Raw genomic sequence first — 13,222 nt, forward strand, 5'->3', positions numbered from 1 at the left:
TTAATGCCTTATGGAGTGAAGGCAATGTCGTCACCAAAGTGGGTGACGGTATGCAGATTACGGCAGCAAAAGGGAAAGCTAACGTCACGACGACAGTGGGCAATGGTTTAAATGTCACCGCTGCTCATGGTGACGCTAACATTAATACCCATGTGGGGGATGGTATTTCGGTTGACGTGGCGTGGGGGAAATATAACGTCAATACCAAAGTTGGGGATGGCCTCAATGTTGCGGTAATGAAAGGCTTAGGTAATGCCAATATTCAAGTTGGTCATGGCTTATATGTTAATGCCTCTTATGCGCGCAACAACGTGGCGATTAAGATTGGTGATGGTGATTTTTACAGCTTGGCTGTGGCATCGAGTAATACAGAAAGCAACAAACTTACCTCTTTCTTCAACAATATCAAACAAACTGTACTCGGTGTGGGTGGCAGCCAGGCGATTAACTATCTGGTGCATGGGGATGAAGCTAACACGTCGGGCACCCATAAAGGCAGAGGTGCGATTAACTTAACTGAAGTTTCCTCCATTGATGGTTTTAAGATGGATGAAATTAATCAAGTTGGTTCGGACTTAAACAATCGTCTGAGTAGTTCTGTAACAGCGGTAGAAGTACCTAATATTGACTCAATAGAAAATTCTTTAGCCAGTTCGTTGAATCGAAAAACGCGATCGGTATCAGATCGGAACGAAAATCTGATCGTCAATGGTAATTTTGAACAAGGTAATCAAGGTTGGCAGTCCACTAATGGTGTTGAGGCATACCATGTGGCGAGTGCTTACGGCCTTAATAATGCTGGTCATGGAAAACGAGTCAGTGAACTTGATGTGAATGTTAACACCACGCTTTCGCAGGAGTTGCAAAATCTGTCGGAAGGAGAAGTGGTTTCACTGAGCTTTGACTTTGCAAAACGTTCAGGTCTTGCTTCAGGCGAAGGTATGGATGTGATATGGAATGGTAAAAGTATCTTCACAACCTCTGGCAACGAAGTTGAGTGGCAAAATAAGGCCTTACAATTAACCGCACAAGAAGGTACTAACCGAATTGAGTTTAAAGGTACGGGCCAGAATGATGGGTTAGGCTATATCTTAGATAATGTCGTTGTAAAATCTGAGATGTCATTGATTTTGAATGGTGATTTTGAACGCGGTGATCAAAGTTGGCAATCAACCAATGGTGTTGAAGCATATCATGAGGCAAGTGCTTACGGCCTTGATAATGTAGGTCATGGCTCACGGGTCAGTGAACTTGATGTGGATGTCAGTACTACTATTTACCAGGATCTAAAAAACCGGTTTGAAGGTGAAGTCATTTCATTAAGCTTTGATTTTGCAAAACGTGCAAATAATATTATGCCTAATGAAGGCATGGAAGTTATTTGGAATGGTGAAAGTAAATTTACCATTACTAATGGTGATACAGCATGGCAAAGTGAAACACTGGAATTAATCGCTAAAGCAGGTACTAACCGTATCGAATTTAAAGGTATCGGCGATAATAATGGTATTGGTTATATCTTGGATAACGTTGTTGCAAAATCTGTAGGTACATTGCCAGCCAATAGTGTTACTGAATATGCTAGGCAAGATCAGGCGGCTAAAAATGCGTTAAGTGATAAAGAAAAAGCCGAAAAAGATCGTCAGCTTCTGGAACAAGAAAAAGAGAAACAACTGGCAGCGGTTGAAAAATCGAAATCTCAATTGGAATCAACGGATCAGGAAGCGCTTAACCAGAATGGGCAAGTGCAGAGTGATGCGATAAAAGAAGAAGCTCAGGCAGTGACTGAAGAACTGACTTTAATCGCTGACAAATTTAAACAATTTAAAGATGAAACTGATGGTAGTCGTGAGTTGGATAACCATTATCTCGACTACGCGGGTGGAATTTCTGAGGACATCCAGAAGCGGTTGGATGATATCCGTCCGACATTAGAAAAACGGCTGGCAGAGATACATCGGGATACTATTGATACACAGCAAAAAGTAAAAGATGCTGTGGTGCTATCAGAAGCAGGCGCCGAAAAAGGTAAACAAAATCGTGATAAGGCGATTCTTGATGGTGTAGATGCACAATTCAAAGCAGATCAGAGAAAAGAAGAAGCACTTTCACAACAGCAGCAGGCAGAAAAGGCGAAGGATAACGCCAATATTGCGTATCAGAATGCAGAAAGCCGTGGTAAGCGTGATACTGTAGCGGCGGAAAGTAAAGCGGCTCAGACCCAAACTGATGCTAAAGGGGCGAAACTGAGTGACTCCAAACCTGCTCGTATTGGTGCAAGTGGCAGTGGCTTGTCAGGAGAAAAAGCCTATGAGTCAACGGGGGCGGGAGAAACCGGCAGCCATATTGATCCTGAATCGATGCCAGAAGCGAGAAACAGATATTATCAAGGACTGACCGAAGAAGAATTGCAAGCGTTGGAGAGTGCTAAACAAGCTGTTAGCCGGTTGCAGATCAACGCGGGAATTCGTGCAAAAAATACGGGTGTTTCGTTTATTCCTCGGTCTGTTGAAACACAATCTGACAGCATTGTAGTTCCTCTTTCACATGAGACGCGTGAACTCGTTAGAAAAGCGCCGATAATTTCTGGTATTAATCTGGAAGGATTGGGTGGCAGCAAGAAGAGGGCAGTCGATTCTTCCGTACTCAGTCGTGCACAAAAAATCGCCCATATCTACCGTTGGCTTGATAATGGTAACGATAATATGTCGGACGAATATATTCCTGTTCCCGGATTTAAGCGTGTTAATGCAGATATTTCTGATAAAACCAGGCAACGGATAGTGACTTTTGTTGAACGGCATCTCAAGAATCCCAATGCCAAAAATAAAGTACCTGAAAATGAAATCACGTCTTTAGCGAAACTATTTGTTGACGCCACACTAGATTATGACTGGGATAAACGAGTTGAGTTTATTACAAAACTAGACAGTTATGGCTATAGCTTTGAACCTGCCCGCGATGACAAAAGTATTGTTTCATTCTGGTCCGGGAAGAGTTTTAGAAGGCATCGAGATGTTCTTGAGGCCGCTCAACCGGATGGTAAGAAAATTGTTTACGATGTTGATGTGCAGGGAAACGCTTTTGCGATTCAACTCAATCAGCAACTCATGCGTTGGGGAATTATGTACCTCGCCGATCCTGAAAATAGTGAACATAAAGCGCTAAGATCGGCAATTGATGCTGCTACGTATAGCAACACCGGTTTCTGGAGTTCCATCTATACCGCGGGATCACGTGGTGATGTTTATTTGATCTCTGAGGGGGGATTACGTCTTGGCAACTATTTCTGGAATGTTGAATTACCTGTATTGCGTAAACTACAACGTGAAGGATTAGTCGGTGATATTCGATTGTTGGATAAGCCGGCAAGTGAATATAAAGGGTTGCCTACCGAGTCGATTGGCCGCAAATTAACAGAGGCGGGTATTGCTGTGCAGGCGCGGTTTGATGCTTTGACTATTGAAGAACAGAAAAAACGGCTGTTAGCTAACCCCGGCGGCTATAAAGCCGATACCGTTGTTGATCTCGATATTAAGCTCAGTGCTGTCGACACGATGCTAAATCAAGCATTACCGTTTTATGGATTACGTACAGAACGTAACATATTAGTGAAAAAGAGTGGTGAAGGATTTGAGGTGCGTTCGTGGCCAGGTAATGGCAATGAATTTAAGAGAATTATTGTAAAAAATACCACCAGCAATAATCTGCTTAAAGCAGTTGAACGTTTTATTCTTGCTAATTACGACAATTATGCACAGTTACCTGATGAGCTATATTTCATTGAAGATCGGATTATATCTCATCATCAAGGACATACTCGAATTCTTACTGAGAAAGTGAATGGCATCTGGAAACCCGTACCAAAATTGATGTTGGTGAGTGAGTTCCAGCAAGCCGCATCTGTTGCAGGTAAAATTCGTGGTGACAGTTACCAAAAAGTGATTGATGCATTAGAGAGTTATCACCATGCTCGACAAGGAAGAAAAGACTATGAATTGGATGTGATTGGAAAATTATCCGATTTGCGCCAACAGGTTGAAGGATATCTCTTAGGTCATCCTGACTCAGGTCGTGTACCAGCAATGAAGGACTTATTGTCTCAAATTGACACGCGCTTTGAAGAGTCGATGGTGCTCGCTGAATCCACAGTGAGAATCCCAGAGCAAGGCGATTTCAGTAGTCTGTACGATAAGCTTGACAGTGCGAATCTCAAGGATTCAAAACACTTTTATGTTGATGAAAATGGCGATTTTGTCACTCGGGGTAAGGCAAATATTTATATTGACCAGAAAGCAGAGAATTTTGATAAAGCGGTCGAGCAAGTCAAAGCAGCGGTTATTAAAGAATATGGTCAAGATGTTTCAGATGCCGTCTTCTCGAATCTGAAAGCCAGTGATTTATCGATGGATGGTAAAGGCATTGATGTCTCTGGTTTAAGAAAAATCCATCAAGCGATTGAGCAACATTTATCTCCGATAAGTGCCACACTGTTTGTTTGGAAACCGAGCGATCATAGCGAATTGGGTCACGTCGCCATGCAAATTGGTCAGGGACGTGCGCATATTAATACTGACGACGCAGGTGCTATCAATGAGAAAAATTATGTCAGTTGGTGGCCGTCGTTGAACCATAAAACTCTTGAAGCAGATGTCGCCTTTGAAGAGCATGATAAGTTCGGCCTGAAAGATGGTGATCGTAAATTACAACGTTTCATTGAAAAGCTGCAATTGGCACGAGGGATAGATATAACCTTCAAAGATGTTACTGAAGGCTTTGCTATGATGGTATTGGCAAATCCTACGTTGTTGCAATCAGCCGACATTCCTGAGCAGATATACCAGCCATTTGTTGAAATGTGGAATGATCATCAATATGAGATGGCCGATGTTGGCAGACTTTTTGCGGAAGAATTGCGATATCAAGCCGATAAAAATGTACAAGCCCCTCAACTGGCAGAAAAACGTGTTGCTAATGTCATTCGTGAATTTAAAGAGCGAGAATTGGAGAATACTCGGGAATTTAAAATTAGCGAAGCCGATCAAGGGCGCGTATTCCGCATTAACCTTGAAGGTCTGGATGTGGCGGCAATGCAGACGGAATGGAATAAAATCAGTAGCGACCCTAATAAGCATTATCAATTGCTGACGAATAACTGTTCAAGCATTGTTGCCAGAGTATTAAAAGCAGGGGGTGCAGATAAACTTGTCGGCCATAAGTGGCTACCAAAGTTTGGTACCTGGACGCCAACTGAGTTGTTTAACTATGCTCAGGCACTTCAGGAAGCTCAGCTTGAAACAATAGCGAAAAAACAAAACCACTCTCCTGTGGAAGATTTAACTGCGTTATCTGGCAAAAATAAGGCATTAGAAACAGTCGTCATGGAGAATGATAGCACTCCATTATTGAATGAACTTATTACCAAGGATGGTTTGCGTAAAGAGGCCAAAGTTTTTGCTAAACCGATAGGTCCTTCTTATCAGGCAATTCTGGACGAACTTGACCGCATTCATAACCTGACTGGAAACGAGCAGTTAGCCGCAGGCTTCGAACTATATCAACGTATTACCCGTTACCTTGATGCACATCCTGATTCCAAACGTAATACCGCCTTGAGCAACGTACAGACGCAACTGGGGGATATTATGTTTAGCGGTGCATTACAGGAGGTGCGTAGCCCGTTGCTGGAGATAGCTCAAACTCGACCTGAGATGGCATTACGGATCTACCAGATTGCCCGCAATGAAGTTCGTGGTGATACATCAGGACTGACAGATCTGATGGTGCGTTGGGTGAAGGAAGATCCTTATCTTGCTGCTAAGTTAGGATATCAGGGGGAAATTCCCGCCGATCTCGCTTTTAATCCTAAATTCCATGTGGATTTAGGTGATCAGTTTGATGATTTCAAACAATGCCTGAGTCGAGCTCAAGATAAAGGATTACTGACTCATGCCCGGATTGATGAGCAGAATAAGCGGGTTCATCTCGGCTATAGTTATAATGAGCTGCTGGATATGACGGGATCTGAAGATGTGAAGATGGCGGTCTATTTCCTTAAGGAAGTCGCTAAACAAGCGGATCCAAATTTTGCTGGTTCACACGAAGCGATTTTACTTAATCGGTTTGCTAATCCTGCCTACTTGGTTCAGTTGGAGCGAGGTAGGTTGGCACAGATAGAAGCGATATATCACAGCTCCCGTCAAACAGATGTCGCGGCTTGGGACAAACAATATTCCTCAGACGCCCTGACACAACTCAACCGTCAGCTTAGTGACGGGGTAGATCTGAATAACCAGTTATCGGTGCTACTTAAGGATCGCCAAGGGTTGCTGATCGGTGAGAGTCATGGTTCAGATCTTAATGGATTGCGTTTTGTCAATGAGCAGATGGATGCGTTGAAAGCTCATGGCGTGACGGTTATTGGATTGGAGCATTTGCGTTCGGATTTGGCTCAGCCGTTGATAGATAAGTTCTTGGCAGGTGGAGATATGCCCGCTGAACTGGCCGCTATGATTGAGACCAAACATTTGCCTGTTGACTTATTTGCGCAGGCTAAAAGTAAAGGGATCAAAATTATTGCATTGGATGACAACAGCACGACTCGTCCGGCAATAGAGGGATCACAACATGGCCTGATGTATCGTGCTGGTGCAGCTAATAATGTGGCGGTTGGGCGGTTGGGACAATTAGCTGAGGGAGAGAAATTTGTTGCCATTTATGGTGATGCTCATCTGCAATCCCATGAAGGTATTGATCATTTTGTACCTGGCATGACTCATCGTCTCGGTTTGCCGGCCCTTAAAGTGGATGCAAATAACCGTTTCATAGCTCAGGCGGATGATATTAGCTTGCGCAAGCGTTATGACGATGTTGCCAATGTGCCGCGCATTCAATTGCTTAATAGTTTGCAAGCCACATCAGCTGTAGAGTTAGTTCATAAGCCCGTTGAGCTCTGGCAAACAGTAGAGGTAATGCCACAAACCGATGGTCGAGGGACCCGCTTTGATGGTCAAATGATTATCCAAATGGAGGATGATCCTGTAACAGCCAAAGCAGCGGCTAATCTGGCGAGTAAGCACCCGGATTCCAGCGTAGTTGTTCAACTTGATTCTGAGGGGAAATACCGCGTTGTCTATGGTGATTCATCTAAATTTACACCATCAGACAAGTTACGCTGGCAGATTGTGGGGCATGGTCGTAGCGAATCCGAGCGGAATAACACGCGTCTGAGTGGTTACAGTACCGATGAACTGGCAATAAAACTCAAACAATTCACTCAGAGCTTTGGTCCAGCGGGTAAACCAGACCACATTAGCATCGTGGGTTGTTCGCTGATTAATGATGACAAACGAGATGGCTTTGCCCGTCACTTCATCACCGCCTTAAAAGGGCAAGATATTCACACAACTGTTTCGGCTCGTCGTAGTGAAGTTGCCGTTGATGTGACTGGCCGTAAATTTACCCAAAATGAAAATAATCAATGGATCAATAACCTGACTGATAACAAAGTCGTCTTGAGTTGGAATGAAAAAGGTGAACTTGAAACTCGTTCAGAGCGAGTGCGTCGCAATATTGCTGAAAGCGATATCAATCTTTCTCGTGTCGGTATAGCGGATGCAGATACGCTAGCCAAAGGTGCAATTGTGGATAATACAGATATTTTCACCGCACCAGAGAAGCGCAAAAATAAAATTGAAACCGATTCAAGCCATATATCGAATAACCAGCTAAGTTACTCGGGTAATATTCAGGTAAATGTGGGGAATGGTGAATTTAGTGCGCTCAATTGGGGAACATCGAACGTTGGCATCAAAGTGGGTACCGGTGGCTTTAAGTCGTTGGCCTTCGGAGATAATAATGTGATGGTGCACATTGGCAATGGCGACAGTCAACACAGCTTCGATATTGCCGGTTATCAGGCGCTTGAAGGGGCACAAATGTTTATTGGCAATCGTAACGTCAGTTTCAATAAAGGCCGTAGTAATGACCTGATTGTGATGATGGATAAATCCTTGCCAACGCCGCCGTTGGTTAATCCATTTGATGGTGCGGCCCGTATTTCCGGTGTGTTGCAAAGCATTGCTCATTCTGGTGAAGAGCAGGACTGGCTAGCGGCGCAAGATCAGCAATGGACAATCGCTGGTGCGAAAAAATTTGTTCAGGATATGTCTGGTTTGGACCAAACCAGCAGCGTTGACTATAAGACGCTGGTTGATTTGGGTTCTCAACATGAGCGTAGTAGCCGTGGTCTGAAAAGTGATACGGAAGCAGCGCTGAATAAGCAATTCAACCAGTGGCTAAGTAATAATGGCAACAGCGTTGATATGGGTAAAATGAGCCGTGCAGATAAATTCCGTCAGGCCAATGAGAAACTGGCATTTAACTTTGCAGTAGGGGGACAGGGGGCGGATATTCAAGTGACCACGGGCAACTGGAACTTTATGTTCGGTGATAATATCCAGTCGATTCTCGATACTAACCTGGGTTCGTTGTTCAGTTTAATGACTCAACAATACTCGACAACTGGTATAGCGAAGACAACGTTTACCTATAATCCGCAGGATTTGCCCCGCCAGCTTAAGAACAAATTGCTTGGCCGGTTAGCCAGTGTGAATGCAGATACCACTTTAGCGGATATCTTTGATGTAGATTACACTGCGGATGGTCGTATTGTCTCCCGTGGAGACGAGCCAGTGGATGGTGTGGCTATTCTAAAAGAGATGATTGAAGTCATTGGAAAATTCGGTGGTGAACAACTGAAAGTTTTCACTGATCCAGATCAATTGCTAGACGGCCTGAAATCTCACCTCAATATGGGGACGGATGGCATTAAATCCTTTGCTGAGAGTCATGGACTGAAACAGAAAGAGCCCGATGAAAATGAAAAAGCGCAGAGCAGCACGTCAGCGACTATAGGGACGGAGAGCACCAAACCAGAGCGTGCACTTGGTTTTCATTCGCTGAATTTGCCTAACTTATTTGCGACGATGTTCAGTAAAGATAAGCAAGAAGAGATGAAGTCATTAGTGACCAATTTAAAAGGAAATCTAACCGCAGATCTGCTCAATATGGAGCAGAAAACGTTTGATTTCTTGCGTAACAGCGGTCATCTGCAAGGGGATAGCGATATCCATGTATCGTTGGGTAACTACAACTTCAACTGGGGCGGTGATGGTAAAGATCTTGGCGCCTATTTGGGCGATAACAACAACTTCTGGGGTGGTCGCGGGGATGATGTTTATTATTCAATCGGCACTTCCAACATCTTTGCAGGCGGTGCAGGCAATGATCTGGGCGTCCTGATGGGACGTGAGAACTGGATGTTTGGCGGTAGTGGTGATGATACCGCGGTGGTAGCCGGACGTATTAACCATGTGTTCATGGGCGAAGGTAATGACCAGACGTTTGTCTTTGGCGAAGGTGGCTTAATTAATACCGATAAAGGCCAGGATTACGTTGTTACTTCAGGCAACTACAACCGGGTGGATACCGGAGAAGATCAAGATTATGCTGTGACTATTGGTAATAACAACCGGGTTGAATTGGGTGCAGGCCATGATTTTGCCAGAGTATTTGGTAATGATAACCGGATTGACGGCAACACCGGTAACGATGTGATTAAACTGATGGGCTACCATGCGGTGATTAATGGTGGAGAAGGTGACGACCATCTGATAGCGGCCACTATTTCGAAGTTTAGTCAGTTTGATGGTGGTGATGGTCAGGATCTGCTGGTGTTAGGCGGTTATCAGAACCGTTTCCAGGGTGGTGCGGGTGTAGATAGCTTTGTGGTCAGTGGTAAGGTGATTGACAGTCAGGTTGATGATATCAATGCAGAAGATATGATTGTCTTTGACGGCATTGACTGGCAAAACCTGTGGTTCCAGCGTAGCGGATATGATCTGGTATTATCAGTAAACCGCCATACTGAGGATAAAACTGCTCAGGGGGCATTTGAATCAATAGGTTCGGTCACTTTTAGCAATTACTTTAGTGGTAATCGTGCCAAACTGGTGGCGCAGATGGGAGATAAGAATGCATCGAGAGAGCGTGAGTTTACGGCGCTATCGGATAATGCGGTTGATACTTTGATCCAGTCAATGAGCAGTTTTGCGCCGACAGCGGGTGATAATGGTTTTATTGAAAATCTGGACAGTAAGGCGAAAATTGCCATTACAACGGCGTGGTCAGATATCACTATTGGCAAGGCGCAATTTGCGTAATTAAGTCTCTAGAATAAAAGTAGAATGAGTAATAAAAATGGCTCACAGAATGAGTGAGCCATTTTTTACTGCTGAATAACGAATGTTCATTATATTATAGGTTATTCACTGACCTATGGTTATTTTTATTGATGAATTTTATTTATCATTATTATTTCCTGACTAAAAAAGTAGGATATTATTATCTCATTTACTTATATTGTTTTAATAGTTATAATCTGTGTGGTTATTTATGGAAATGGAATAAAATAATTGATCGTAATTGATGAAATTTTATATCTTAGCTTAGTCGTTACTTTATTATCTTATCTGTATTTTCAATATTATCGTGGAAAAAATATCTGCGTTAACGATCTTTTTGAATTTTTTATTTATCTCATTCGATGGATTTGTTTTAAGGTGTTTATATACCCTATGGATTTCAAGATGCATCGCGGCGGCAAGGGAGCGAATCCCCGGGAGCATAGATAACTATGTGACCGGGGTGAGTGAGTGCAGCCAACAAAGAGGCAACTTGAAAGATGACGGGTATAAATGCATCAAATTGAAACTTTTCTGAACTTAGTGTTTTCCTTGTTATATCCGTTTTATTAATAAATTACTTTTGGAAAAAAGTATGTCTGATAAATTCGTAAAAATAATAGCTGATGTTAATTTTAATAGCGGTTTTTTTCTTTATTTAAATTTTTGCTATTAAAAATCAGAAGATTTTACTGTTTTGTGAGAGATTGAATATTCAAAATAACTGCCCTATCTGTTAGGTGCAGTGGTTTTCTGCTTAACTTCAATAATAAATTAAAGGACTATTGATGGGGAAATCATCAAATAGAAGTACAGAGTACTTTTTTACTGGGAAATATTATGACGATAATGACGGTAACAGTATTACTGCTATTGGTGTTGGGGGTGAAGTTTATGCTTATGGCGGAAATGATGATGTTACTGTTGGTTCATTAAAGGTCGATGTATATCATACGAATGGTGAACTTTCGGTAAAGGGAGCCTCAGGTTATACCGGTATTCGTAAAACGGGAAATGGCGGCCTGTCATTTTCTGGTGCGTCCGGTGCGGCTTTTATTGATCACACCGGTGAGACGGGAAATTTAAATTATTCGGGTGCTGCTGGCTATAACAAACTGGTTCGTAAAGGTTTATCTGGAGATACAAGTTTTAAAGGGGCTGGTGGATACAATGAATTATGGCATGAAATTGATCAGGGAAATATCTATTTTGCTGGTGCAGGAGCAGCTAATAAAATTGACCGTACCTGGTTTAGTCATTATGAGGGTACTCAAGGAGATGTAACATTTAACGGCGCAGGCGCTGCAAATAGTATCGATTCGCGGATAGAAAGCGGTGACGTCATTTTGAATGGTGTTGGTGCTGATAATCATATTGTACGTAAGGGTAGAGAAGGTAACGTTATCTTGCGTGGTGCGGGGGCAGCGAATCGCATTGAACGTATACGTCATAGTGAAGATGGATATGAACAGACACAGGGTAATATTACTCTTGAAGGTGCGGGTGGTTATAACAAACTCTATTCTGATGTTGCCCACGGTAATATTCATTTTACTGGTGCAGGAGCTTATAACGAAATTACCCGAGCAGGTACGAAAAATGAAATAGAATTTGCTCAGGCTAAAGATATTGTTATGACATCAGCAACAATGGAGGGATTCTGGATTCAACAATCTCAGCAAGTTAAAGCAGTTAAATCCTCTGTAGAGCCTGATACTTATCTCTTTGCCATTGCCAATAATGTTAATACTAAAGTTGTTTCTGTGCGGCTGCAAAATAATCCTGATACCGGTAAGCTCCGTTATTATTCCACTTCTTGGTATAAGGAAGGTAATCATCTTAAGGATATTGCTAAGGAAAATATCAACGTAAATAATGGATTTATCCCCGTTAAAAGGGAAGGTGCTATTACGCTTGCTGATATTAATTTTGTATATCGACAAGAAACCACAATACAGGGCGTTGAGGAGGAATTATTAACCGATAAATGGGTGAATTATTCCTATGGTACTAACATTGAAGCGAAAAATGTCACACTGGGTAGTGCCAAAATGGGAGGATACGCGATCTCTTCTAATGGGCTGAAAATTGATGTCTCTCCGGTTAAATCAAATGAGCAACCTGATACTTATGTATATGCAATATTTCTGGAACCTTATACCAAAGTGGTTGAGGTTAAGTTGGCGAATGATTATGAAACAGGAAAGCTGAAATATATTGCAAAATCTTGGTATAAAAAAGGTGACCATACTGGCCGTTTAGCGGATGAAAGTTTTTCCTATCCTCGCGGTTATCGATCAATTGGGGCTGGTTATACGTTAAGCCAACTTCATTATGATTTAAATATATCAGATGATGTTGCTGATTGCTTGACGGATCTTGAAGGTTATTCTGAGCAAGATCTTATCAAATCATCAAAGAATGGTGGTGATAGTTCCGGTAATATTTATTTCATCGGTGCTGGTGGTGGAAACGTTATTACATCCAATGTGACGCACGGTAATATTAATTTCGCAGGAGCGGGGGCGGCTAACATTATTCTGCACAGTTCAACATTCGGTAATACGTATTTTGAAGGGGGCGGTGGTGCTAACGTCATTGTGAAAAACGGTGAAGAGGGCAATCTATCGTTCCGTGGTGCGGGCTTAGCCAATGTCTTGGTGCACCAAAGCCTGCATGGAGAAATGGATATTTATGCCGGCGGCGCAGCAAATGTTCTTGTGCGGATCGGGGATGGACGATATCTGGCTCATCTTCTGTCCTATGGCAATATCTCGATCCACAAAGGCAACGGTAACAGCCGGGTGTTGATGTTGGGCGGGTACAACACTCATACCCAAATAGGTAATGGCAATGGGAACTGGTCTGGAGCGGGCGGTTTTAACGTCATCACTCAGGCCGGAGCAGGGGATATCTCTTCTGTACTTTTAGGTGGCGCTAACGTACTAACTAAGCTCGGTGCGGGAGATCTGGTTACC

General features: G+C 42.9%; 2 protein-coding genes. Both read left to right on the forward strand.

Going from position 1 to position 13,222, the window contains the following annotated elements; translation table 11 throughout:
• Nucleotides 1-10,223: membrane-targeted effector domain-containing toxin (locus ACGF5R_RS22450; RefSeq protein WP_387692812.1), on the forward strand; the 10,223-nt coding region annotated here is incomplete at its 5' end.
• An 809-nt stretch (nt 10,224-11,032) separates the two neighbouring features.
• The coding region (gene rtxA, locus ACGF5R_RS22455) for an MARTX multifunctional-autoprocessing repeats-in-toxin holotoxin RtxA (protein ID WP_387692814.1) at nt 11,033-13,222 on the forward strand (2,190 nt) is incomplete at its 3' end.

The sequence above is a fragment of the Photorhabdus sp. RM71S genome (genome assembly GCF_042879355.1).
Classification (GTDB): domain Bacteria; phylum Pseudomonadota; class Gammaproteobacteria; order Enterobacterales; family Enterobacteriaceae; genus Photorhabdus; species Photorhabdus kayaii.